The organism is Neobacillus sp. NPDC093182 (assembly GCF_044754045.1).
Genome location: NZ_JBIVOI010000002.1, coordinates 21,929 through 44,278 on the forward strand (window position 1 = coordinate 21,929; position 22,350 = coordinate 44,278).

Annotated in this window: 25 protein-coding genes; 6 read left to right on the forward strand and 19 right to left on the reverse strand. The window is 39.1% G+C overall.

Annotated elements, in window-relative coordinates:
• Positions 1–94 precede the first annotated feature (94 nt).
• From ntdP to fabL, 4 genes are all read right to left on the reverse strand, one after another.
• Positions 95–625 (reverse strand): nucleoside tri-diphosphate phosphatase, encoded by a 531-nt coding sequence (ntdP, locus tag ACIQAA_RS04750; RefSeq protein WP_402615676.1) that lies wholly within the window; start codon positions 623–625, stop codon positions 95–97.
• Between the two features lie 192 nt (positions 626–817).
• Positions 818–1,075, reverse strand: coding sequence for a YgaB family protein (locus tag ACIQAA_RS04755; RefSeq protein WP_402615679.1), 258 nt, complete (start codon positions 1,073–1,075; stop codon positions 818–820).
• Between the two features lie 291 nt (positions 1,076–1,366).
• Positions 1,367–1,696 carry a gamma-type small acid-soluble spore protein gene (locus tag ACIQAA_RS04760; protein ID WP_402615682.1) on the reverse strand — a complete coding sequence of 110 codons (330 nt, stop codon included), beginning with the start codon at positions 1,694–1,696 and terminating at the stop codon, positions 1,367–1,369.
• Positions 1,697–1,772: 76 nt separating this feature from the next.
• Positions 1,773–2,522, reverse strand: coding sequence for an enoyl-[acyl-carrier-protein] reductase FabL (gene fabL / locus ACIQAA_RS04765; protein ID WP_402615685.1), 750 nt, complete (start codon positions 2,520–2,522; stop codon positions 1,773–1,775).
• A gap of 110 nt (positions 2,523–2,632) precedes the next feature.
• Between fabL and ACIQAA_RS04770 the strand changes: the two genes are divergently transcribed.
• Positions 2,633–2,857 (forward strand): hypothetical protein, encoded by a 225-nt coding sequence (locus ACIQAA_RS04770; protein ID WP_402615687.1) that lies wholly within the window; start codon positions 2,633–2,635, stop codon positions 2,855–2,857.
• A 30-nt stretch (positions 2,858–2,887) separates the two neighbouring features.
• Here the strand turns inward: ACIQAA_RS04770 and mutY are convergent, their stop codons facing one another.
• Positions 2,888–3,982: an A/G-specific adenine glycosylase gene (gene mutY / locus ACIQAA_RS04775; protein WP_402615690.1), complete on the reverse strand. Its 1,095-nt coding sequence runs from the start codon at positions 3,980–3,982 to the stop codon at positions 2,888–2,890.
• Between the two features lie 121 nt (positions 3,983–4,103).
• On the opposite strand from mutY, the gene ACIQAA_RS04780 reads away from it, so the two are divergent.
• Complete coding sequence (locus tag ACIQAA_RS04780) at positions 4,104–5,087, forward strand: metal-dependent hydrolase (RefSeq protein ID WP_402615693.1); 984 nt, start codon at positions 4,104–4,106, stop codon at positions 5,085–5,087.
• Positions 5,088–5,181: 94 nt separating this feature from the next.
• On the opposite strand, the gene ACIQAA_RS04785 is transcribed toward ACIQAA_RS04780, so the two are convergent.
• Complete coding sequence (locus tag ACIQAA_RS04785) at positions 5,182–5,451, reverse strand: YfhJ family protein (RefSeq protein ID WP_402615695.1); 270 nt, start codon at positions 5,449–5,451, stop codon at positions 5,182–5,184.
• Positions 5,452–5,585: 134 nt separating this feature from the next.
• Between ACIQAA_RS04785 and ACIQAA_RS04790 the strand changes: the two genes are divergently transcribed.
• Positions 5,586–5,765, forward strand: a complete 180-nt coding sequence (locus ACIQAA_RS04790; protein WP_283863896.1) for a small, acid-soluble spore protein K — start codon at positions 5,586–5,588, stop codon at positions 5,763–5,765.
• 40 nt (positions 5,766–5,805) lie between these two features.
• On the opposite strand, the gene ACIQAA_RS04795 is transcribed toward ACIQAA_RS04790, so the two are convergent.
• Positions 5,806–6,129: a YfhH family protein gene (locus ACIQAA_RS04795; protein WP_402615699.1), complete on the reverse strand. Its 324-nt coding sequence runs from the start codon at positions 6,127–6,129 to the stop codon at positions 5,806–5,808.
• Positions 6,130–6,213: 84 nt separating this feature from the next.
• Here ACIQAA_RS04795 and ACIQAA_RS04800 point away from each other — a divergent pair, with 84 nt between their 5' ends.
• The gene (locus tag ACIQAA_RS04800) at positions 6,214–6,891 is read left to right on the forward strand and encodes an SDR family NAD(P)-dependent oxidoreductase (RefSeq protein ID WP_402615702.1); all 678 of its coding nucleotides are present in this window, start codon (positions 6,214–6,216) and stop codon (positions 6,889–6,891) included.
• A gap of 9 nt (positions 6,892–6,900) precedes the next feature.
• On the opposite strand, the gene recX is transcribed toward ACIQAA_RS04800, so the two are convergent.
• Entirely contained in the window at positions 6,901–7,710 is an 810-nt protein-coding gene (gene recX, locus ACIQAA_RS04805) for a recombination regulator RecX (protein WP_402615705.1), read from the reverse strand.
• Between the two features lie 334 nt (positions 7,711–8,044).
• Here recX and ACIQAA_RS04810 point away from each other — a divergent pair, with 334 nt between their 5' ends.
• A complete protein-coding gene (locus ACIQAA_RS04810) occupies positions 8,045–8,179 on the forward strand; it encodes a YfhE family protein (protein WP_082799616.1) in 135 nt (44 codons plus the stop codon).
• A gap of 94 nt (positions 8,180–8,273) precedes the next feature.
• Entirely contained in the window at positions 8,274–8,462 is a 189-nt protein-coding gene (locus ACIQAA_RS04815) for a YfhD family protein (protein WP_402615707.1), read from the forward strand.
• Positions 8,463–8,773: 311 nt separating this feature from the next.
• On the opposite strand, the gene ACIQAA_RS04820 is transcribed toward ACIQAA_RS04815, so the two are convergent.
• The 11 genes from ACIQAA_RS04820 to argJ all read right to left on the reverse strand — a co-directional run bounded on the left by ACIQAA_RS04820 (position 8,774) and on the right by argJ (position 22,328).
• Positions 8,774–9,442: a GNAT family N-acetyltransferase gene (locus tag ACIQAA_RS04820; protein WP_402615710.1), complete on the reverse strand. Its 669-nt coding sequence runs from the start codon at positions 9,440–9,442 to the stop codon at positions 8,774–8,776.
• 15 nt (positions 9,443–9,457) lie between these two features.
• A complete protein-coding gene (locus tag ACIQAA_RS04825) occupies positions 9,458–10,132 on the reverse strand; it encodes a GNAT family N-acetyltransferase (RefSeq protein WP_402615713.1) in 675 nt (224 codons plus the stop codon).
• A gap of 12 nt (positions 10,133–10,144) precedes the next feature.
• Entirely contained in the window at positions 10,145–11,005 is an 861-nt protein-coding gene (locus tag ACIQAA_RS04830; protein ID WP_402615716.1) for a carbon-nitrogen hydrolase family protein, read from the reverse strand.
• Positions 11,006–11,098: 93 nt separating this feature from the next.
• Entirely contained in the window at positions 11,099–12,475 is a 1,377-nt protein-coding gene (gene argH, locus ACIQAA_RS04835; RefSeq protein WP_402615719.1) for an argininosuccinate lyase, read from the reverse strand.
• A gap of 62 nt (positions 12,476–12,537) precedes the next feature.
• Positions 12,538–13,749, reverse strand: a complete 1,212-nt coding sequence (locus ACIQAA_RS04840; protein ID WP_402615722.1) for an argininosuccinate synthase — start codon at positions 13,747–13,749, stop codon at positions 12,538–12,540.
• Between the two features lie 78 nt (positions 13,750–13,827).
• Positions 13,828–14,805, reverse strand: a complete 978-nt coding sequence (argF, locus tag ACIQAA_RS04845; RefSeq protein WP_402615725.1) for an ornithine carbamoyltransferase — start codon at positions 14,803–14,805, stop codon at positions 13,828–13,830.
• Positions 14,789–18,025 (reverse strand): carbamoyl-phosphate synthase (glutamine-hydrolyzing) large subunit, encoded by a 3,237-nt coding sequence (gene carB / locus ACIQAA_RS04850; RefSeq protein WP_402615728.1) that lies wholly within the window; start codon positions 18,023–18,025, stop codon positions 14,789–14,791. Before carB ends, argF begins: the two co-directional genes overlap by 17 nt.
• Positions 18,012–19,088 carry a carbamoyl phosphate synthase small subunit gene (locus tag ACIQAA_RS04855; RefSeq protein WP_402617052.1) on the reverse strand — a complete coding sequence of 359 codons (1,077 nt, stop codon included), beginning with the start codon at positions 19,086–19,088 and terminating at the stop codon, positions 18,012–18,014. The genes carB and ACIQAA_RS04855 overlap by 14 nt, the downstream gene beginning before the upstream one ends.
• Before the next feature lie 5 nt (positions 19,089–19,093).
• A complete protein-coding gene (locus ACIQAA_RS04860; RefSeq protein WP_402615730.1) occupies positions 19,094–20,293 on the reverse strand; it encodes an acetylornithine transaminase in 1,200 nt (399 codons plus the stop codon).
• A complete protein-coding gene (gene argB, locus ACIQAA_RS04865; protein ID WP_402615733.1) occupies positions 20,293–21,087 on the reverse strand; it encodes an acetylglutamate kinase in 795 nt (264 codons plus the stop codon). Before argB ends, ACIQAA_RS04860 begins: the two co-directional genes overlap by 1 nt.
• Positions 21,088–21,101: 14 nt before the next feature.
• Positions 21,102–22,328 carry a bifunctional ornithine acetyltransferase/N-acetylglutamate synthase gene (argJ, locus tag ACIQAA_RS04870; protein WP_402617055.1) on the reverse strand — a complete coding sequence of 409 codons (1,227 nt, stop codon included), beginning with the start codon at positions 22,326–22,328 and terminating at the stop codon, positions 21,102–21,104.
• Between the last annotated feature and the right edge of the window lie 22 nt (positions 22,329–22,350).

Below are 22,350 nucleotides of genomic sequence, written 5' to 3' on the forward strand. Positions count from 1 at the left end.
GCACTTTAATAAGAACAGGGAAAGATGATGAAGGCACATACAAATCTTGTGTAGGTGCCTTCATCATCTTTCCATGGTATTGTAACATTTTCCATTAACGTCTGTAAGTTAAGTAACGCTCATACCAGATATCAATAAAATCTGGTGCAAATGGTCCTTTTCGCTGCCGGATCCAAAGAATGAGCTTCTCAACATTTCTTTTCAGAATTTGGTCAATCACTTCGGGATATTTCATCTCTCGACGGTGGCGTTCATATTCATCTTCATCTAACAAATTAAACGTCATATCAGGGAATACCTTGATATCAAGGTCATAATCAATATATTTAACTGCTTCACCATCAAAGATAAATGGTGAGCTGAGATTACAATAGTAGTAAATACCATCTTCACGAATCATTCCAATAATATTAAACCAGTATTGTGAATGAAAATAACAAATCGCTGGTTCTCTTGTAATCCATGTTCTTCCATCTGATTCCGTTACAATTGTGCGATCATTCCCGCCAATTACTAAGTTTTGGGATCCCTTTAAAACGGTCGTTTCTTCCCAGACGCGATGGATGTGCCCATTGTGTTTATAGCTATGTATTTGTATTGGTTCTCCTTCGATGGGTACGCCCATATTCTCCCCTTCTTCCTTCCTAAACGCTTTGTAACCTAGTTTCCTGCACTTAAACGACAAATGGTAACAAATCATTTACTATTTCTTATTATTATAACGGTTGAATAAGGAATTTAAAACAAAAGAGCCATTGATTTCAATGACTCTTTGAAAAAAATTGCATATTTTTCAATCATTTCTACATTTGTTGACCTAAATGGAAGGTTCTAAGTCACTTTCACGATAGGATTGAATTACTTCTTCTGTTTGTTTTTCAAAAATTTCCTGAATTTCTTTAAGCTCTTTTTTCATTTGATTGATGTCAAATTGGACACTTTCTAACTCTGTTTCGTTTTGTATAGTCTGTAGTTGTTGTTCGATTTCTTGACAACGTTCAAGTTCTCCCTGAAGGTATAGTAATTTTTCCATTGTCATCATCTGCTCAGATACTAAACGGTTAAAATGATCCATTTACCACACCGCCTTATTTTTTCTATCTAATATGTATTCTTTAATAAACAGTTATTTCCTTTGACTACTTATGTAAACTTAGGAGAAGTTTTGTCGAATAAACGAAAAGCGGAAGCGACTTGTTCAGGGGCGACAGGCATAAGACAAGGCGGCAAGAAGGTTGTTCTTTAACCTTCTTGTCGGATTGGCTTATGACCCCGAGCCCCTAGGCGCTGGAGCTGGACAATTCTCGAAGTTCAAACATAAAGAAGACGCTCTTTCGAATGAGAGCGCCTTCTGCTTACGTATTTATTAGCTTTGACCAAATTGACCAGAGTTGCCTTGGCCTTTGTTAGCTTGAGATTGCTGGTTTTGTCTTCTAACTTCAGCAGCATCTGTTTGGCTTGCAAATTCTGTGCCCAATTGACCAGCTGAACCAGCAGCTCCAGCAGAACCTTGACCGCTTTGAGATTGCTGATTTTGTCTTCTTACTTCTGCTGCATCTGTTTGGCTAGCGAATTCAGTTCCAAATTGACCAGCAGAACCTTGACCGCCTTGAGATTGAGCGTTTTGTTGTCTAACTTCTTGGATGTTAGTTCCAGCAGAAGTTTTGTTTGGTTGTTGATTGAAGTTGTTTGCCATTTTAATCACCTCCACAAAAATTAAGATACCCAGGAGGTGAGGAGACTATCCAAAAAAATTTTAAAAAAATATCTCGTTACACCAATAATGAAATACCGCCATCGACAATAATTGTCTGCCCCCGAATCATACTAGATTCTTCTGATAAAAGGAACATGACACAATTTACCATATCTTCAATTTCGACCATTCGTCCTGCTGGTGTTTTCTCCCTTGCTTCTTGGAGAAGCTCTTCCCTATTCGGAAAATGAGTTAACGCCTCTGTATCAACAGCCCCGCCAGAGACAGCATTAACCACGATATTTTTAGGAGCTAATTCAACTGCTAAATATCTAGTTAAGGCTTCTAAGGCTGCTTTAGATACTCCTACGACCGTGTAATTTTCTAAATATCGTATAGACCCTAGAGAACTAATGCTGACAATCTTCCCGCCGCCATTTTTCTCCATCAATTTGGCTGCTTCTTGTGCACAGAATAATAAAGCTTTACTGTTAATATTTAATGTCCAATCCCAGTGATTTTCTTCTAGTTCCATAATCGGACGTTGAACTCCAGAAGCTGCATTATTAACAAAAATATCCAGTCTGCCGAATTCTTCCTCGATTTGTTGGAACATGGCTTTAATTTTACTTACATCACCGACATTCGCTTTAACCACTAGTACTTTTCTGCCTAATGCTTCGATTTCTTCTGCCACTTTAAGTGCAGACGTTTTACTTCTTGCATAATTGATGACAATGTCATAACCTTCTTGAGCCAGCCTTAAGGCTGTGGCTTTTCCTATTCCTCTGCTGCTTCCTGTAATTAGTGCTACTTTTTGTGTCATATACTCTAATTCCCTTCATAAACAAGTTTTGTATTCATTTTAGCGTTTTAATGTATAGATGACAATTGATTACAAACCCTAAGGCTATTAAATGAGAAAGGAAGAAGATTATGTATGTAGGACGGGATATGACAGAACTTTCTATGGTCTCTAAAGCCGAATGGAGGGACAGTGAACTCGCCTTCTTTCACCACTCATTGCAGCAAATAGCACCCTACTTAAATAGTGAAGGTGTAAGCATTCACCGCGAAATCATCGAAGAAATTGAAAATCGCGGCGGGATCAAGCGTCAAGAAGCTGATTATACACACGGTACGAAAATTAGTTATGATTAATGTAAAAGAACGCCTTACATGGCGTTCTTTTTAAATATACTCTTTATACAGCTTTAGCATTTTATGAAAAGAAACGGGGAAAGCATGCTCTTCCATTTCATCTATGGAGATAAATTTCCATTCACTATGATCCGTAAATTCCGAGCTTATTGTACCTATATAGACGGTGATATTCCAAACTAGGTGGGAAAAAATGTGTTCTATTTGACCAATATTCTTTTCTAACTTAATATTCATATCAAATGATTCTTTGAATAGGCCGGAAATTTTGGCACGTTCCATCACAAATGGCTGGTGAAGTTCCACATTTGGAAATTCCCATAAATTCGCTAACAGCCCGTTTTCAGGACGTTTATGAATTAATATTTTTCCACTTTCATCCTTCACAATAATCGCTGCAAGGTCAACACTTCTTTGTGAGTTCTTTTTCGTTTTAATAGGAAGTTCGGTCTCGACTCCCTCATGAAACGCTTGGCAATGATCCCGAACTGGGCAAAGTAAACAAGAAGGGGATGTGGGGGTACAGATTAATGCACCAAGTTCCATTAAGGCCTGATTAAACGCCGAGGGGTCATCATGAGAGATAACCTGCCTAACAGCGTTTTCGAATACCTTCCTAGTCGATGGCTTCGCGATATCCTCCCAAATCGATAGGATTCTTGATAAAACCCTCATCACGTTACCATCAACCGCCGGTTCAGGTATTCCATAGGCAATACTTAAGATTGCACCGGCTGTATAGGGACCAACACCTTTTAGGTTTGAAATCTCTTTTGGTGTATCTGGTACCTTACCGTCGTACTTCGCGTGTACTTCCTTTACAGCTGATTGTAAATTTCTTACCCGCGAATAATAACCTAGTCCTTCCCACGCTTTTAGAACTTTATCTTCATTTGCGTTGGCCAGGTCTTCTATTGTTGGAAACCATTCAATAAATCGATTAAAATAAGGAATAACCGTATCAACTCTAGTTTGCTGCAACATGATTTCAGAAACCCATACTTTATATGGGTCCTGGTCTTTTCTCCATGGCAGGTCCCGTTGTTCGGCTTTAAACCAAGTTATTAAATCTTCCTGAAATTTTTTTATTGAGATTTTTTCTATATTTTTCAACTCTTTTACCATTACTAAAGTTCCTCCAGCCTGTTAAACAAAACGAAATAAGGGAATATAATAATAAGCATTTTTTAACGATAAGCTAAATAAGTGTTTTTGACAAGAACTTAATAAAGGAGGATTTTTCCTTTTGGATACTGGAACTCACGTTGTAATGGGAATTGCCCTTGGCGGTCTTGCGACTCTTGACCCAGTGGTAGCTAGTAACTCTGCAACAGCCACGAGTGTTTTAATTGCTACCATCGCTGGATCACAAATACCTGATATTGATACCGTTTTAAAATTAAGAAACAATGCGATTTATATTCGTAACCATCGTGGTGTCACCCACTCGATACCGGCTGTACTTTTATGGCCCTTAATTTTGTTAGCGGTGATTTTTCCCTTTTTTCCAGGGGCAAACCTTCTCCACCTGTGGGGCTGGACATTTGCAGCAGTTTTCATCCATGTTTTTGTAGATATTTTTAATGCTTATGGGACACAAGCCCTTCGACCTTTTACATCTAAATGGGTGGCCTTAGGAGTAATCAATACCTTTGACCCCATCATCTTTGGAATTCACGTGGCAGCTATCGTAATTTGGGTTATTGGGGCAGATCCTGGGTATACATTTTTAGGCATGTTCATTGTTTTAATTGGGTATTATATACTTCGTTTTTATGCCCAAGCAAAAGTACGTGGAGCCGTAAGAAAGATAATTCCAGATGCCACAGATATCATTACTTCACCAACCATGAAGTTTAATTTTTGGAGAATAGCTGCTATGAATGAAGAGGAGTTCTTTGTTGGAAGGGCAATGGGTACAAATATTGTGATATACGATCGTTTCAAGCGGGTACCTGTTCCCAAAACTCCAGTCCTTGAAGCAGCAAAAAAAGATAGTAATCTTGCTGCCTTTCTATCCTTTTCCCCTGTGTACCGTTGGGAATTAGATGAGTATGATGACCATTACGAAGTACGATTTATTGATTTGAGGTACCGCAGCAACGGACATTATCCCTTCGTGGCAGTGGTCCAGTTAGATCTGGAGTTAAACCCAATAAGTTCTTACACCGGCTGGGTGTTTAGCGAAAAGAAATTAAGGAAAAAGCTCAGTATTATACCTGTTGAATAAAAATTGAAGCGAAATCTCCTTAGATTTCGCTCCTTTTTTGTTTTTTAAATTGATCTACAAATAACAAAAAGACCACAAATTAATAATGTGGTCACTAGTTCAGCGAATTTTTGTCTTGATTAAGATATTCTTTATACTTTGGGTTTTTAGCCACAAAATCATGGAGTCTGCCGCCATAATTTTCAATCCATTGTCTAACAATTCTTTCGGTCACTTCGCTTCCCAGATAATCCCTTCCTGCCTTTGCCGCGGTGGTTTCAAAATCCTCCCACATTAATTCAACCCATGTCCTGGCTTGATGATAGGACAGCAATCCGTTTTTTTCTAACAAAAGTTTTGCTAATCTTTCATGATAATCGTTCATACATTCACCTCATTACCAATTTCTTATAACATAACCTAATCCAAAAATTCGAATACTACTATCACGTGGTAAGCATTGTTGTGACAACACTTTGCTATTCACGGTTTCTCATTCCCTTTAAATGGAGGTACAGCATGAGAAATAAAGTAACCAATTTCCCTAACCAAAACAACAACAAGCTAGAGGGAGAGCCAAGAGCAAAAGCAGAATATGCTTCTAGAAGAGCCGATGGCACAATCAATACACACCCGCAAGAGCGGATGCGTGCTTCTGGTCAGCGTGAAAAGGATACACCAGAGTTTTTACAGCCCTAAACAGTGAGCAGACCAGAGACTTGTTCTCTGGTTTGTTTTATTATTTGAGTTCTTTTAACATTGAAATGGGTAAGGCTTCTTCTTTTCCATCACCTTTTAAGCGATACCCCCAAGCAAATACACCATTTAAATAGTCTATCTTAAAATATTCCCCTGGGTCACCTTCAAGTTCATAAATTTCTCCAGGCTTGAAATTGGATGGATCTAATAGATAAGCTCGTGCCATAACTGCCTTTCTCTCGAGCACCGCATATTCACTCACCATCCCCATTTGCTCTGCTTTTCTCGCTTTCTCTAACAGCTGGGCGATTTCCTGTTTTAATTCTTGCTCTGACATGGTGCTATAGCGTCTGTCCTGTTGCATTTCTTCCACTCCCGTTTTCGTTTTTTCCTTTATTTTAGTATAGTTATTTTCATGCAATTAATAAAGGATGAAGGAGAGATTTCAATGAAAACCATCATTGTTACCGGAGCTGGTTCTGGATTGGGTAAGGAAGTATCCTTATTATTATCGCAGCAAGGCTACCATATCTTTTTGACTGGAAGGTCTTCGGATAAACTTTCAGCAGTAAAAACAGAAATAGAACAAGCCGGAGGGGCCGCGGATTACGTTGTACTCAATGTTCAAAAGGAATCAAATATTTTAAAAAGCATAGAAGAAATAAGCAAATGTCACAAAATCTTTGGGCTAGTCAATAACGCGGGTGTTGGACATTTCGGTCCTTTTGTTAAAATAACACAACAAGAAATTAGCGAGATGCTTCAGACGAATGTTCTTGGTACCATTTTAATGACAAAAGCTGTATTGCCTTTACTTCAAGAACAAGGTGAAGGGATGCTGATGAATATTATTTCAACGGCAGGATTAAGAGGGAAAGTCAATGAAGCTGTTTATGCGGCAAGTAAATTTGCTGTCAGAGGCTTTACTGAAAGTCTGCAAAAGGAATACGAAAATAGCCCGATTAAAATTAAAGCCATTTATATGGGCGGCATGGATACTCCTTTTTGGGAAGGAAGCAATCATATTGCGGACTCTTCACGTTTTCGTTCAGCAAAAGAGGTGGCAGAAATGATTATGGAACAAATCGACCAGGATGAGATTATCATCGAAAGTAAAAAATCATGACTACCTGCGTCATGATTTTTCAATTTCTCCTAAATATTCCTCAATCAATTCCATTGAAAAGCCTTTACGGTATAAGGCTTGTTTCATTTTTTGTTCGTATTCAAAGCTACTATATTTACTATACTTCCGATGAGCTTTTTCGCCCTGATACCTAATGGCTTCCATTTCCTCATCTTGTTCTTTATCCATGTCTGCTTCATTTAGTGCAATATGAATAACTTCGAATGGATAGCCCTTTCTTAACAGCAGCTGTTCCGCTTTTTGCTTAACAATTCGCTGTGATTCCTTTGTGCTTTTTTTGATTAACTTTTCAGATACCTTAATGGCTTTTTCAACTTGTTCCTCTTTTGGGTACTCGGCAATAGCCTGTTTAATAAGACCCTCATTAATACCTCTCTCTTTTAACTCCGTGGTGATTATGTCTGGGCCTTTATCTGTCGTATTCATTTGTGTTCTTACAAACGAGAATGCATATTCCTCATCATTAATGTATTTATGAGTAGCCAATTTATATAGAACCTCATTAATAATAGGTTCTTCTATTTCCTTTTGTGTAAGATAATCCTTTATTTCTTTTTCAGACCTCATTCTTCTGGCCAGATAATTAACAGCTAGATTATAGGCCTTCCGGATATCGTCTTGATATTGTATTTCCAGGATGGAAAGTTCATCAATCTCCAGCCCTTTTTTTAAATGAAATCTTACGAGAACATCGCTATCGACACTAAAGGCATATTCTTCGCCTTTACCATAATCCATAAAAATATTAAAGCGATCTTTATTTTTCTGCTGTGTGGTGATTTTTGTAATAACAGCCATATCCGTCACCTCACCCTTACTTTACCATATTTTTTTAACATTTGAGTATCATTCCATTCTTAAAAGGTAAAAATGGAGAATGTGCTTAATTTTTTCCATAAGCTTTTTAGCAATTCGCTGTGTTAAAGGAGACTGTTGCTTTTAGAACTTGTTGATTGGAGAGGAAGGCGCTTGACTCCAGCGGGATGAACGAGCTGAGTGAGACCCCGCAGGTCGGAACGACCGAGGAGGCTCACGGGCGAGCCCGCGGAAAGCATAGCGCCTGGAGCGCAAATCAACAACCTAATTTAACACAGCCTAAGGATTAACAAAAATGTTGAAAGGAATGAGCAAAATGGCAGGAAAAAAGAAAAAGGATATGGGCAGAGGCAAATACAGCTTAACTAGTACACAAGAGGTACTGTATCAGCGTGACTTTAAATTAGCAGATCGTGCTGGCGGGTTTAACGACAGTAAGACTAAACTTTAATATTTTCCATTAATGGACCCCTTTCTAATGGTACATGCTAATAGAGGGAACTTCTTATGTTCCTCAATAGCTAACATTGAAAGGGGTTTTTTTAATGGGTCGTGCGCAGGGACATAAAACTCGTGATAAAAACAAAGCATCACTTCCACAGGTTCCTAAAAACATGAAATCAGATGGTTATGACGTGGAATATTCCGCTGAATTTGCTGATCATGCAGACCTTGAAGCAATGGCACGAGCAAATGCAGCCAACCAGCGCGTTACAAACAAGCGTCGGAAATAACCCTTTTTCAAAAAAATGACAGCACATTTTACTGCAAAAAAAGAGAAGCAGGATCCTCCTGCTTCTTTAAAATTTATAAGGGGGAAATCGTTAATTCCTCGTGTCCTATAGAGAGATTATCGCCAATTATTAGCCAATAGAACCCGGTAAAACTCATACTAGGTGATTGTGAGTCCAATCACTATCCCTTTACATCTTCACTATACTCCCGTCTCCCATCAATCACAACGGCTTTCACAGTTTTTTAACATATTAATGGTAGAAATATGAATAGTATGTGAACTTTATAAGCTGTTTATATTTGAAACCCATCAAAGTGGCAATAAGGAAATGGATTCTTTCGTTCTTAACTGTACAATCATATCGAGCCATTCCTGCGGCTTATTTGATAGAATGGAGTAATAAGTGGTTAGAAAGTCAGCCACAAGGGAAGCAGGAATAGATACTAGCTCATCGTTCATTGGCATGAAGCAAAAATCGAGTCCTTTAACAGCCTCTCCATTATTTTCCCATGATGGATGTACATACTCTAGATCAATTCGTTTATAACCTAAATGTGAAAGGACTTCACGACGTACATAAGGATCCATTACCTTCACACCGCCAAACTCATGACCTACCCGATAGGGGTCATAGATTTCGGCAAACATGCCGAAAAGCTCTTTATCGTTTTCAGCAGCAAGCTTTTGCAAGTCCTTTAAGCGGTTAATCGCTAAAAAACGTCCTAGGCTAAGACCAGGCTTACTAATAATGGTGAAATCCGTCATCGCGATATTCCAATCTGGATAATAACGATACTCGGTTGCCCCTACAACTTCTTCGCCATTAACTGCAACAAATACTCGTATACCCGGATCCTCTAAAGGTTCTTTCCATAAATCATACTCTAAGACTTCCTCTGGTGGGAAAATTTCTCCCATTAGATCATGGAGTTTTTTAAAGTTTGGATCTTCAATACTAGTGATTCGTTTATACTCCATTATTTAACACTCTCCCTATGTTCGATTAAATGGATTTTTCCATTCCATTAAAGCTGCGTAATTACTTGATTCTTCATCTTCCAAATAATTTTCTACAATGCCAATCGGCACCCTTCCACAACGAAGCAAAAATGTGATAACAGGGTCTTTCAAATCCCCTTTTAGTACTTTATTTAAATACTGTTGAGGTGTAAGAGTATCAGCGACTTTATGATAACCAGGCATTCTGCCCCCGCCAAGTAAACGGACAAGCTTGTTCTGAATGACAACATGATACATAGCATGCATCAACAGTTTACCAAGTCCAAGTTTTCGATACTTTGGACGAACACTAATGTCTACAATATAGAGTGTATCACCACTTGGATTATGATTTTTAATGTATCCATGGTCCGTGATTTCTTCCCATGTATGCTCCATATGGCTAGGATCAAAGTCGACACAAAGCCCTGTAAGGGAACCGGCTAATATACCATTTACCTCAATACATATAGCTCCCTCTGGAAATCTCATTACATGGTTCGATAATTGTTCTTTATTCCACCATAGTTCTGAAGGAAAGGGAGGTAGAAAGCATTCAGTCTGTATTTGAATAAGTTCGTCAAAATCGGCTTGAGTGTAATTGCGAATGATCACAGGAACTGGCTTTTCTTGGTCAAATACGTAGAATTCAGTCCGATACAAGTCCATTCCACCCTTCCACTATTCTTCCCAATCTGGATATAAGTCTGTTCTGCGGTCATGCCAGGTAGTAACAGATCCTCGTTCTCTAACTTCGTATAATAACTCTAAATCAAGGTCGGCCGTGACAACCATATCGTTGTTCACTTCGCCTTCCACGAGAATACCTTTTGGCGGGAACGGGATATCGTTTGGTGTAATAATAACCGCCTGCCCAAAATTAGCACGCATGAAATCTACAGTTGGCAGTGAACCAACAGTGCCTGTTAAAACAACATAAACCTGATTTTCAACAGCACGTGCGTGGCTTGTATAGCGTACACGATGGAAACCATGGCGGTCATCGGTACAAGAAGGACAAAATATGACATCTGCCCCTTTGGCTTTTGCCATGCGGACGATCTCAGGGAACTCAATGTCATAGCAGGTCAGCAGGGCTATTTTCCCTTTGTCTGTTTCAAAAATTTGAAAGCTGTCACCTTTCTCCATGTTCCACTCATTGACTTCAGTAGGGGTGATATGAAGTTTTGCCTGCTCACCAATCCTTCCATCTGGGTAAAATAAATGAGCCGTATTATAAAGCTTACCGCCCTTTTCGATAACATGTGTACCGGCAATAATGTGCATATTGGTTTGTTTCGCAAAATTCGAGAACAATGCTCGGTATTGATCTGTGAAACTTGGTAAGTCATTGATTGTCAGACTCTGCCCCTGCCCATTCCCAATTGATAAAAGCTGCGTGGTAAAGAATTCAGGGAAAAGGACAAACTCTGCTCCAAATTCCTCCGCTGTTTTTATATAATGCTCGCATTGTGCTGCAAATTCTTCAAAGGAATGAATCGTATGTAAGTGATACTGTACAACTGAGACACGTAACTTCATCGTTCTTCCTCCTTTTTAAATACTGATATGAGGAAATTATCTACTATTTTGGGTATTAATACAAATAAAAAACCACCCTTTGGTGGTTTTCGCTTACTTACCTAGTTTTCCTTCGCCAAGCTCGATTTGTTTAAACACTTGTTCTGGTGATGTGCCTCCGAAGCTATTTCGAACGGCAACAACATGCTCTGGTGATAAAACTTCATAAATATCCTCTTCAAATAAGGAACTGAACTCTTGGTATTCTTCAAAACTTAAATCAAGTAAGAATTTTTGCTGTTGAATAGAATATAAAACAATCTTCCCAATGACTTCATGTGCTTCTCTAAATGGAAGACCTTTTCTTACCAAGTAGTCCGCGATATCAGTAGCGTTAGAAAAATCATTATTAATCGCTTTTCTCATAATATCTTTATTAACCGTCATTGTTTCAATCATTGGCGCTAACAACATTAGCGAGCCTTCCAATGTCTCGACGGTATCGAACATTCCCTCTTTGTCTTCCTGTAAATCCTTATTGTACGCTAATGGTAATCCCTTTAGGACTGTCAGTAAACCAATCAAATTGCCAAAAGTACGTCCCGTTTTTCCTCTTAGCAGCTCAGGAACGTCTGGGTTTTTCTTTTGCGGCATAATGCTGGACCCTGTACAAAAAGAGTCATCAAGCTCAACAAATTGAAACTCTTGGCTTGACCAAATCACAAGCTCTTCTGATAATCTTGAAATATGAGTCATGATGATGGAACCAATCGAAAGGAATTCTAAAATAAAATCCCTGTCACTTACAGCATCCATGCTGTTTGGATAAACCGTTTCAAACCCTAGTATCTCTGCCACACGTTCGCGATTGATAGGAAAAGTAGTCCCTGCTAGGGCACCAGAACCAAGGGGAAGCCAATTGACACGCTTTAAGCTATCAATCAATCTCTCTTTATCACGTTCGAACATCCAGAAGTATGCCATTAAATGATGCGCAAATGAAACCGGCTGAGCACGCTGAAGATGAGTATAACCTGGAATTAAGGTGTTAACATTCTCTTTTGCCTGCACAAGTAGTGAACTTTGAACATCCTCAAGCAGTTTTATTAATTCTGTTGTTTTTGTTCGTAAGTATAAGTGCATATCGGTTGCAACTTGGTCATTTCGACTACGTCCAGTATGAAGCTTACCACCGACAGGACCTATTTTTTCAATCAATAATTTTTCAATATTCATATGAATATCTTCATCTTCAACTAAAAACTCAACCTCGTTGTTGTCAACGAGCTTTTTTATTTCAAGCAGTCCTGCTTTAATTTTTTCCGCATCCTCGGCAGGTATAATACCGCATTCACCTAGCATTTGAACATGTGCCATACTGCCGGCGATATCCTCTTTGGCAAGCTTTTGATCAAAGGAAATAGAAGCCGTAAATTCTTCCACTAGTTTATTGGTTTCTTTTGTAAAACGCCCGCCCCATAATTTGGACATTGATGGTCCCTCCTCGAATCTAACAAGTTTGCCCTCGAAAAGGTTTCGAGGGCACCCGATTATTATTTCATTATCTTTTCTTTATTATTTACCTCAGCATTTACCTTTGTAGGCAGTCCCCAAATTTTGATAAAGCCAACAGCCGCATTGTGGTCGAAGGCATCTCCTTTTGAATAAGTAGCCAATTCTTCATTATAAAGGCTGTATGGTGACTTACGACCGACAACTGTATGGTTTCCTTTATGGAGTTTCACACGGATAGTACCAGTAACTACCTTTTGCGTTTCTTCAATAAAGGCATCGAGAGCTGGTTTAATTGGTGAATACCAAAGTCCTTCATAGATGATTTTTGCCATTTGCTGTTCAACTTGCGTTTTAAACTGAGTTACTTCACGCGTTAGGGTTAAGAATTCTAATTCCTTATGAGCATTAATTAATATTAAAGCTGCTGGATTTTCATAAACTTCTCTAGACTTAATTCCGACTAGTCGATTTTCAATATGATCAATACGACCGACACCATGCTTGCCGCCAAGTTCGTTCAAGGTTTCAATTAATTGCACCAATGGCAGCTTCTCACCATTCAATGCAACAGGAACACCTTGCTCAAATTCAATTTCTAGATATTCGGCTTGGTCTGGAGTTAATTCAATTGGCGCTGTCCAGTCAAATGCAGCTTCAGGAGCCTCAGCCCATGGATCTTCTAAGACACCTGCTTCACAAGCACGTCCCCAAATATTCGCGTCAATGGAGAAAGGATTGTCTAAATCAACAGGTACTGGAATTCCATTTTTCGCTGCGTATTCAATTTCTTCATCACGAGTCATGCCCCATTCACGAACAGGTGCCACAACCTTTAAACTTGGATTTAACGCTTGAATGGAGACCTCGAAACGAACCTGGTCATTTCCTTTTCCAGTACAGCCATGTGCTACTGCTGTAGCTCCTTCTTTTTCCGCTACTTCTACTAATAATTTTGAAATTAACGGACGTGAAAGTGCAGATGATAGCGGGTATTTCCCTTCATATAAACAATTAGCCTTTAAAGCCGGTAAAATATATTCTTTTGCTAACAATTCTTTCGCATCAATCATGTAAGCTTTGACAGCACCTACATTCAATGCCTTTTGTTTAATTGCCTCTAGATCCTTACCCTCACCAACATCTAGACCTAATGCAATAACATCATAACCATATTTCTCCTGAATCCATTTCACTGAAACGGAAGTATCTAATCCGCCTGAATACGCTAAAACAATTTTTTCCTTAGCCATTTATATATTCTCCTCGCATTTATGTGAATTAATATTCAATCAATAGAATTATTATACACTAAAAATCAAAAAAATCTACTATTCTAGCAAAAGTTTTAAAATTGCTTTTTGAGCATGAAGTCTATTCTCTGCTTCATCAAACACTACCGAATGTGGACCATCAATAATTTCTGCCGTAACCTCTTCTCCACGGTGTGCTGGTAAACAGTGTAAAAAGATATAATCCTTTTTCGCATTTTGACATAATTCAGCATTTACTTGATAGTCTGCTAAATCTTTTAATCTTTTTTCCGTTTCTGCCTCTTGACCCATACTAGTCCAAACATCTGTGACGACAATATCGGCATCCTTGATAGCTTCTTTCGGATTATGTGTAATTGTAATTTTGCTTCCAGTTAATTTGCCGGCTTCAATTGCCTTCTCAGTTATTTGACCATCAGGTAAATATCCAGGGGGGCTTGCAATGCTGATATGCATTCCAACCTTTGCTGCACCTTCCATTAATGAATGAGCCATATTATTGTTTCCGTCTCCTAAATAGCACATCTTTAATCCGGCCAATTTACCTTTGTGTTCTTGAATCGTTAATAAGTCCGCCATTACTTGAGTCGGATGATGCAAATCAGTTAGACCGTTGATTACCGGAACCGTTGCATGCTCTGCCAGTTCTTTAACAGAGTCGTGTGAAAAAGTTCTAATCATCATACAATCAATATAACGTGATAAAACTTTTGCTGTATCTGAAATACTTTCTCCTCTGCCTAGCTGAATATCCTTCGAACTTAAGAAGATTGCATGCCCCCCTAATTGGAGCATCCCTACCTCAAAGGAAACCCTAGTACGAGTTGAAGATTTCTCAAATATCATCCCTAGAACCTTTCCGCTCAAATAAGGATGTGGTTTTCCTTGTTTTTGAAGGCTTTTCAGTTCCTTTGCTTCTTCAAGAAGACAGAGAATCTCATCACTATGAAAATCGGACAAGGATAAAAAATCCTTGCCTTTTAATTGTGGCTGCTGTGACACACCCTTTGCGTTCCAGTTAATCACATTTGACATGTTCCACACCGCTCTCTTTGATATTGTAATATTCCGTTACTGTGCGTACCACTGATTGGGTAATAGCTTGAGCCTGAAGGGTGACCATCGCTTCCACTGTATCTAAATGAGTAAATACTGGTACATTGTAGCGGGTTGCTTGTTCACGAATGTAAAAACCAAATTTAATTTTATTTCTTCCTTGGTTTGGTATATTAATGACGGCTTGAATGGTATTGTTTTTGAAAAGTTCATTTACATCTTCGTTATCCATAATAACCTTTTCAATAGTAAAGCCTTTTTCCTGAAGGAATCTTGCTGTCCCTTCCGTTGCAGTCAGCTTGTAATTCTCGTTTACAAACTGCTGAAGTATTGGAAGGCTGGCTGATTTCTCCCGATCCGATATAGAACAGAATAGATATTTCTCTGTTTCACCACTTGATATAGGGAAAGCTTTTTCGAGCGCTTCATGGAAGGTTGCTCCTAACCCTAAAACTTCACCTGTTGATTTCATTTCCGGTCCTAAAACGTGGTCGACTCCCTTTAATTTGCTTCTTGAAAATACAGGTGCCTTAACCGAATAATAATTTGGTTCTGCTAACAAACCAGTTTCAGTAGATAAAGAGTTCAAGGATACTCCTAATTGAACCATTACCGCCCACTCGATCATTGGAACGCCTGTAACCTTGCTCATAATTGGAACCGTACGTGAAGAACGTGGATTTACTTCTAAGACAAGAACTTGATTTTGATAGATCACAAATTGGATATTCATGATGCCGACGATAGGAGCCGATTTGGCGATTTTTTCAGCATAATCAATTAATGTTTCTTTAAGCTCATTCGCTAATGAGATCGGCGGGAAAACACTAATACTGTCCCCGGAATGTACACCAGCTCTTTCGATATGTTCAAAGATTCCTGGGACAATGACATTCTGTCCATCACTAATGACATCCACTTCACATTCTAATCCAGGAATATAACGGTCTACTAATAACGGCCACATTTTTTCCTGTGAGGAGTTTTCCTCAAGCTGCTGAATATAATAGTTTAATTCTTCTTCTGAAAAAATAGTAAACATGGATTGGCCGCCAATTACATAGGATGGACGAACCAATACAGGATAACCGAGACTTGCTGCAGCTGCCAGCAATTCATCTTTATGTGAAACGGTCTCACCTACAATATGCGGGATGTCTAAGTTTTCAAGTAACTGATAAAATTCTTTACGATCCTCGAAAGCATCAACACTTTCAACACTTGTGCCTAGAATCTTTACTCCTTCTTCTTGAAGGTCATGTGCTAGATTAATGGCCGTTTGCCCGCCAAACTGGATTAACACACCTTCGATATTCTCTTTTTCAATTACAGTAAGAACATCTTCTGCAGTTAACGGTTCAAAATATAGGCGATCTGCTACGGAGTAATCTGTGCTGACTGTCTCAGGATTATTATTAATGACTACTGCCTCGTAGCCCATCTTTTTAATCGCTTTTGCAGCATGGACAGAACAGTAATCAAATTCGATTCCTTGCCCAATTCGGATTGGTCCTGAGCCAAGAACAAGAATCTTCTTGCTGTTTGTTTCCTCTACCTCATCTGCCCCAAGCCAGGTTGAATAGTAATAAGGTGTTACAGCATCGAATTCTGCAGAACACGTATCAACCATCTTGTAACCTGGTTTCCAGTTAAGTTCTTTCCATTTACTTCTTATTTGCTTTTCCTCGATGCTGAATATTTGCGAAAGAAGCTTATCGGAAATATTGTGACGCTTCGCTGTTTTTAACAAAGACAGTGGTACATCATTCCACCCATAAGACGCTAATTCGACTTCTAAGTCAACGATTGAGTTGATTTTGTATAAAAACCACGAATCAATTTCTGTCAGCCTCTTAATAGTCTCAAAGGAAATACCTCTTCTAAATGCTTCTGCAATCATAAATAATCTTTGGTCATTTGGAATTTGAAGCTTTTCAAATAAGGCTTCCGTATCTACATTTTTATTTGATTCCAGGCATAGTCCAAATATATTTAATTCCATCGAACGGATTGCTTTATTAAGCGCTCCTTCAAAGGTCCGGTCAATTGCCATTACTTCACCAGTTGCTTTCATTTGCGTACCTAATGTACGGTCTGCTTCTGGAAATTTATCAAATGGAAAACGTGGAAGCTTCACAACAATATAATCAATCGCTGGTTCAAAGGATGCAAAAGTGTTACCTGTTATTGGGTTCACAATCTCATCTAAATGGTACCCAACCGCACATTTAGCCGCCATCCTTGCTATCGGATAACCCGTGGCCTTTGACGCTAATGCGGAAGAACGGCTTACCCTTGGATTTACTTCAATAATGCAATATTGGTTAGATTCTGGATTAAGAGCAAACTGAATGTTGCAGCCGCCAATAATCTCTAATTCTCTAATTACTTTAAGAGAAGAATTTCGCAGCATTTGGTATTGCACATCCGTCAATGTTTGTGATGGAGCAACGACAATCGAATCACCTGTATGAACGCCGACAGGGTCCATATTTTCCATATTACAAACAATGATACATGTGTCATTGGCGTCTCTTATAACTTCATATTCAATTTCCTTCCAGCCTTTAATACTTCTTTCGACTAGGACCTGATGAATCGGGCTCGCTGCTAATCCCTTCTTTAGAACATGTTCAAGTTCTTCGGATGTATGGGCAAAGCCGCCTCCATGGCCTCCTAGTGTATAGGCCGGCCGGATAATAACGGGAAAACCTATTTCGTTGACGAACGATACGCCCTCTTCGTACGTATGAATAATCGCAGATTCTGGAATTGGTTCGCCAATCTTTATCATTAAACTGCGGAACCGATCGCGGTCCTCGCCATTTTTTATCGATTCTACAGAGGTTCCTAACAGCTCAACATTGTTTTTTTGTAAAATGCCTTTTTCATAGAGTTCAACTGTTAGATTTAACCCGGTTTGACCGCCTAAAGTTCCAATAATTCCATCAGGCTTTTCTTTTTGAATAATTTTTTCAATGGTTTCAACGTTTAATGGTTCGATATATACTTTATCTGCGACAGTTTCGTCCGTCATAATTGTTGCTGGGTTGCTATTGATTAATACGACCTGTATTCCCTCTTCTTTAAGAGCGATACAAGCTTGTGTTCCCGCATAATCAAATTCAGCTGCCTGCCCGATTACAATAGGACCTGATCCAATTACTAATACTTTTTTTAGGTTTTTATTTAATGGCATAACGTCTATCTCCCACGGAATTTATCTGATATACAAAATTTTCAAGGATGTATTGGGTGTCACTTGGTCCTGGATGTGCTTCCGGGTGAAATTGCACAGTTTGTATCGGAAAACGGCGATGCTTTAACCCTTCAATGGATTTATCATTAACGTTCCGGTACGTAATTTGGAATACCTGAGTGTCAATACTTTCATCGACCACCACATATCCATGATTTTGAGCAGTAATTTTTACTTTACCTGTTGCTAATTCTTTAACGGGATGATTGCCGCCACGGTGTCCATAAGCGAGTTTCTCCGTTTTCGCTCCATATGCAAGGGCAATTAACTGATGACCTAGGCAGATACCTAGAGTTGGGAAGTTCTGTGTAATCTTCTTGATTTCTGGAAACCATTGTTTCAGTGCCATTGGATCTCCGGGCCCGTTACTTAATAACACTCCGTCTGGCTTTAAGGCTTTGATTTTTTCAAATGGCGTGTTATAAGGGACAATCGTAACAGAACAATTTTCATCAAGCAGTGCATTTAGTATTGATTTTTTATATCCAAAATCAATCAGGACAACGTGTGGTCCTTCATTATTGAAATACTGAATATTTTTCGTTGAAACTTTCTCTACCCAAAATGGTATTGTTTTGTTTTGAGCAAAAGTTTGTTGTTTAGTCTTACTTAAATATCCTTTAACTGTCCCGCGGCTTCGAATCGTTTTAACAAGTAATCTTGTGTCCACGCCTGCAATACCTGGAACACCTGCCTGCATTAATTTTTCAGAGAATTTATTAATCGATTGGTAATGACTTGGTGTTTCACATAAATCACCAATTACCACTCCAGCTAAGGAAGGTGAAATGCATTCATCGTCCATTGCATTGATTCCATAGCTGCCGATAATCGGATAGCAAAACGTAATGAGCTGCCCTGCATAAGAAGGATCGGTTATGATCTCCTGATAGCCAGTCATACTTGTATTAAATACAACTTCTCCAATTGAATCCTTATTAGCACCTATTAGTACTCCTTCAAAAACTTCTCCAGTTTCCAAAGTAAGATATCCTAGTTCCAATACACTCACTCGCCTTTCTCTATACTTTGGAAAGTTTTTTCCAACGCTTTGGTGAATTCGTTCATTTCTTCTTTCGTTACTGTTAATGGCGGAAGCAGTCTAACAACAGTTGGCCCCGCTGTTAAAATCAACAGTTGATTTTCAATTGCTTTTTGAACAATTTGAGGAGCCTTATTTCCGACAACGATCCCTTTTAGGAGACCTTTTCCTCTAATATCTTCTATAAAAATGTACTTTTCTTTAAATTTAGTTAACAGTTCATCAAAGTACACTGAAATTTCATTAACATGCTTCAATAGATCTCTATTCATAATATGGGATATCGTTGCCACACCTGCTGCAGTTGCTAGTGGATTTCCGCCAAAGGTACTTCCATGTGTACCAGGCTCGAATGCTTTTGCTGCTTTTTCTTTCGCAATAATGGCACCAATCGGAAAACCTGATCCAAGACCTTTGGCTACACTAATAACATCCGGTTCTATACCGTATTGTTGATATGCAAACAGTGTGCCGGTCCTGCCGATTCCTGTTTGAATTTCATCAACCATTAAAAGGATGTCTTTCTCCGCGCAAATTTCTGCGATTTTCTTTACCCATTCTGGATCAGCCGGAATGACTCCACCTTCCCCCTGTACGAGCTCCAGTAAAATGGCTGCTGGCTGAAGTGTCTTTAACTGTTCAAGTGCTTCGATATCATTGAATGGAAGATAACTAAAGCCTTTGACTAGTGGAGCAAATCCATTCTGGATTTTTTCCTGTCCTGTTGCCGATAACGTGGCCAATGTTCTGCCGTGAAAGGATTGCTGAAAGGTAATGACCCCGAATGAATCTGTTCCTTTTACCTTCTGTGCGTATCTTCTTGCAAGCTTAATAGCTGCCTCATTTGCTTCCGCACCACTGTTGCAAAAGAAAACCTGGTCTCCACAGCTATTGGCAGTAAGAAGTGCAGCGAGTTCCTGCTGATTAGGAATGTGATAAAGGTTTGAACAGTGCCAAAGATTTTGAAGCTGCTCTTCAAGCTTTTCTTTCACCACGTCCGGTACATGCCCTAAATTACAAGTGGCAATGCCTGAAGTAAAATCTAAATATTTTTTCCCTTGATCATCCCAAACATAGCTTCCTTTCCCCTTTACCAACGTAATGGGAAAGCGGCTATAGGTTGCCATTACCGGCGAAATTGGGGAAACAGAAGTATTAATGGTCATTAGGCAATCTCCTCGTCTAAAACAATTTTTGTTCCAATATTTTTGCCGTCCACGTATTCTACTAAGCTGCTTTTTTCAAATCCATCAATAATACCCACCATTGGTATTTTATGAACTAATCCATCAATGGCTGCTTTGACCTTTGGAATCATCCCGCCATAGATGGTTTTATTCTCAATCAGTTCTTCTACTCTTGCTTTGGTAACCTTATCTAATTTAGCTTTTTCACCATTATTTTCAACTAAGATTCCAGGTATATCACTGATAAAGCAAAGGTTTGCTCCTAGTGCCTTGGCAACCGCACTAGCTGCAACATCCCCGTTAATATTGTATCGCTGCCCATCTGCACCAATCCCGATTGGAGAAATGACAGGTATATGTCCTTGGGATACAATACTTTCGATGACTGAAGTATTTACTTCAACCACTTCGCCTACAAAACCTAAACTTTCATCTGAATTCGGAACAGCTTTTAACAAACATCCATCTACTCCACTAACACCAAATGAACTGCCGCCAGCCTCAATGATGTTCCGTACTACTTGTTTATTCACCGTTCCGCTTAACACCATTTCAACGATATCTAATACCTGGTGATTGGTTACTCTTAAACCATTTACAAAGGTAGTTTCTACATGTAAGTTTTTTAACAATTTATTGATAAGCGGGCCGCCGCCATGGACAATAATCGGCGTCCATTCCCCTTTTTGATGGAGGGAAATTACATCTTCATAGAATGTCTTTGGCAGATTTTCTAACACACTTCCGCCACACTTAATGACTATATAATTCATCTTAATCCCTCCACTTACGTGCGGTAGGATGCGTTGATTTTTACATAATCATAAGTTAAATCGCAGCCCCATGCCGTTGCACTTTCATCACCTTGATTTAGTTCAACATGAATTTTAACTGTTTCCAGTTCTAAGTACTCTTTTACTTCTTCCTCTACAAATGAACAAGGTAAGCCATTTTCAAATACTTTGTAAGGACCAATTGCCACTTTCAATGCATTAGGCTCAACAGGTATTCCTGAATATCCGATGGCTGTAACAATTCTTCCCCAGTTCGGGTCAGTGCCGTAGATAGCGGTTTTTACCAGATTAGAAGAAATAATCGATTTCCCTACTGCTCTGGCTGCTTCATGGCTGTAAGCTCCATTAACTTGAACTTCAACGAGCTTCGTTGCCCCTTCACCATCTCTGGCTATTTTCTTCGCGAGCTCTTCACTTACCAGCTTTAAGCCTGCTTTGAATAAATCCCAATCTGGATGGTCTTTTGTCAGCTGGTCATTACCTGCTAACCCGTTTGCCATGACTAACACCATATCATTCGTACTTGTATCTCCATCAACTGTAATCATATTGAAGGTTTGATTTGTTATATCCTTTAATGCTGCAAGTAAATCCTCATGGGCGATATTGGCATCTGTTGTGACAAAACCAAGCATGGTCGCCATATTCGGGTGAATCATCCCAGATCCTTTTGCTGCACCGCCAATGCTAACTGTCTTTCCATCTATTTTTATTTGCACAGCAACCTGCTTAATGCAAGTATCTGTTGTTAATATCGCTTGTTTGAAATTTTGCTCATCTTTAAATTTTGGATGGAGGATTTGTTTAATCCCAGTTGTTACTTTATCCATTGGCAGAAGTTCTCCGATAACACCAGTGGATGTAACAGCAACCAAATGCTCCTCGATACCCAATTCGTTTGCAAATCCTTTTTGCATTTGAAATGCGTCTAGTATTCCCTGTTCCCCTGTGCAAGCATTGGCATTTCCAGAGTTGACGATTACCGCTTGGATTTTATTTTCTTTTGCTATGCTCTCTTGAGTAACTAAAAGGGGGGCTGCTTGAAAAATATTCGTTGTATATACGCCAGCAGTTGTTGCTGGAACTTCCGATACAATATATCCAAGATCAAGTCGTTTTCTTTTTATCCCGCAATGCATACCGCCTGCCGTGAATCCCTGCGGCAAAGTAACACTTCCTTCTTTTAGTACAACGATTTCTTTATTTGACACTACTGGCAACAAATTAATTCCCCCTCTATTC

What these genes read in the sequence shown, in the direction of transcription:
- ACIQAA_RS04770 (WP_402615687.1), top strand. Translation starts at nt 2,633, where the DNA reads ATGTATGTAGGACGGGATATGACAGAACTTTCTATGGTCTCTAAAGCC.
- recX (WP_402615705.1), bottom strand. Translation starts at nt 7,710, where the DNA reads ATGGCTGTTATTACAAAAATCACCACACAGCAGAAAAATAAAGATCGC.
- ACIQAA_RS04790 (WP_283863896.1), top strand. Translation starts at nt 5,586, where the DNA reads ATGAGAAATAAAGTAACCAATTTCCCTAACCAAAACAACAACAAGCTA.
- ACIQAA_RS04760 (WP_402615682.1), bottom strand. Translation starts at nt 1,696, where the DNA reads ATGGCAAACAACTTCAATCAACAACCAAACAAAACTTCTGCTGGAACT.
- ACIQAA_RS04860 (WP_402615730.1), bottom strand. Translation starts at nt 20,293, where the DNA reads ATGACCATTAATACTTCTGTTTCCCCAATTTCGCCGGTAATGGCAACC.
- ACIQAA_RS04810 (WP_082799616.1), top strand. Translation starts at nt 8,045, where the DNA reads ATGGCAGGAAAAAAGAAAAAGGATATGGGCAGAGGCAAATACAGCTTA.
- carB (WP_402615728.1), bottom strand. Translation starts at nt 18,025, where the DNA reads ATGCCATTAAATAAAAACCTAAAAAAAGTATTAGTAATTGGATCAGGT.
- ACIQAA_RS04840 (WP_402615722.1), bottom strand. Translation starts at nt 13,749, where the DNA reads ATGGCTAAGGAAAAAATTGTTTTAGCGTATTCAGGCGGATTAGATACT.
- ACIQAA_RS04800 (WP_402615702.1), top strand. Translation starts at nt 6,214, where the DNA reads ATGAAAACCATCATTGTTACCGGAGCTGGTTCTGGATTGGGTAAGGAA.
- ACIQAA_RS04825 (WP_402615713.1), bottom strand. Translation starts at nt 10,132, where the DNA reads ATGGACTTGTATCGGACTGAATTCTACGTATTTGACCAAGAAAAGCCA.
- ACIQAA_RS04820 (WP_402615710.1), bottom strand. Translation starts at nt 9,442, where the DNA reads ATGGAGTATAAACGAATCACTAGTATTGAAGATCCAAACTTTAAAAAA.
- ACIQAA_RS04795 (WP_402615699.1), bottom strand. Translation starts at nt 6,129, where the DNA reads ATGCAACAGGACAGACGCTATAGCACCATGTCAGAGCAAGAATTAAAA.
- argH (WP_402615719.1), bottom strand. Translation starts at nt 12,475, where the DNA reads ATGTCCAAATTATGGGGCGGGCGTTTTACAAAAGAAACCAATAAACTA.
- argF (WP_402615725.1), bottom strand. Translation starts at nt 14,805, where the DNA reads ATGTCAAATGTGATTAACTGGAACGCAAAGGGTGTGTCACAGCAGCCA.
- ACIQAA_RS04755 (WP_402615679.1), bottom strand. Translation starts at nt 1,075, where the DNA reads ATGGATCATTTTAACCGTTTAGTATCTGAGCAGATGATGACAATGGAA.
- fabL (WP_402615685.1), bottom strand. Translation starts at nt 2,522, where the DNA reads ATGACACAAAAAGTAGCACTAATTACAGGAAGCAGCAGAGGAATAGGA.
- ACIQAA_RS04785 (WP_402615695.1), bottom strand. Translation starts at nt 5,451, where the DNA reads ATGAACGATTATCATGAAAGATTAGCAAAACTTTTGTTAGAAAAAAAC.
- mutY (WP_402615690.1), bottom strand. Translation starts at nt 3,982, where the DNA reads ATGGTAAAAGAGTTGAAAAATATAGAAAAAATCTCAATAAAAAAATTT.
- ACIQAA_RS04830 (WP_402615716.1), bottom strand. Translation starts at nt 11,005, where the DNA reads ATGAAGTTACGTGTCTCAGTTGTACAGTATCACTTACATACGATTCAT.
- argB (WP_402615733.1), bottom strand. Translation starts at nt 21,087, where the DNA reads ATGAATTATATAGTCATTAAGTGTGGCGGAAGTGTGTTAGAAAATCTG.
- ntdP (WP_402615676.1), bottom strand. Translation starts at nt 625, where the DNA reads ATGGGCGTACCCATCGAAGGAGAACCAATACAAATACATAGCTATAAA.
- ACIQAA_RS04815 (WP_402615707.1), top strand. Translation starts at nt 8,274, where the DNA reads ATGGGTCGTGCGCAGGGACATAAAACTCGTGATAAAAACAAAGCATCA.